The 930-nt window shown below is 54.9% G+C and carries 1 protein-coding gene; it reads left to right on the plus strand.

Going from position 1 to position 930, the window contains the following annotated elements; all coding sequences use genetic code 11:
• The coding region (locus tag H6B31_RS16710) for a helix-turn-helix transcriptional regulator (protein WP_204899528.1) at positions 1 to 648 on the plus strand (648 nt) is incomplete at its 5' end.
• Between the last annotated feature and the right edge of the window lie 282 nt (positions 649 to 930).

Raw genomic sequence — 930 nt, forward strand, 5'->3', positions numbered from 1 at the left:
GCTGTACTGCTCCACCTGCCGCTGCCTGAGTCCCTGCCCTCCACCCAGGAGTTTTTGCCTCTGCTGCCAACAGGTCTGCGGGCCTTCGCCCTGTATGTCCAGGCCCATTACCTCTATCTCCATCAAAACTATACCCAGAGCATCGGCATCGTGGAGTCCACCTTGGCCATGGGGGCCGAACAGTACCCCATCACTGCCATCTATCTGCATCTGATGGCGGTCATGGACTATATGAGTATGAGACAGACAGAGACTGCCCGGAAGCATCTCCTGGCCGCCTGGGCGCTGGCCCGGCCGGACGATCTCATTGAGGGATTTGGCGAGCACCACGGCCTGCTGGGCGGGATGCTGGAGGCGGTCATCAAGCCCAGATGGCCGGAGGACTTCCGGCGGATCATCGACATCACCGGCCAGTTTTCCTGGGGCTGGCGGCAGATCCACAATCCGGACACCGGCCACCAGGTGGCGGACAACCTGACTTCGACAGAGTTTGCGGTGGCGATGCTGGTGGTGCGGGGCTGGACGACCGATGAAATTGCCGCCCACATGAAGGTGTCGGCATCCACCATAAAGAAGCACCAGGCACAGATCAAGCGAAAGCTGAAGATCGACACCTGGGAAGAGCTGGAGCCTTATATGCTGGCGTGACGCTGCGTATTCTATGCGGAACTCCGCATATAGTTTTCCGAAAGTCTTTTGACGCACATTTTTGGGATAATTTCTCCAAAAATGTGCGTCTTTCTTTTCATGTTACGGGTATTTCCTCAAATTTGATTTGAAAGTGCAATTTCAAGATAGCCGATTTTGTGCAGAATTTGCCCCCGGTTTGGGGAGTAAAAAGGACCATAGCGCGGCCCCCAAAACTATGCTATAATATTCCTGTAAACCGCCGGGAAAACATTGTGCGGGCGGTGTATCAAAGCATTTCGA

It is taken from the genome of Pseudoflavonifractor capillosus, assembly GCF_016899775.1.
In the GTDB taxonomy this organism is placed as follows: domain Bacteria; phylum Bacillota; class Clostridia; order Oscillospirales; family Oscillospiraceae; genus Lawsonibacter.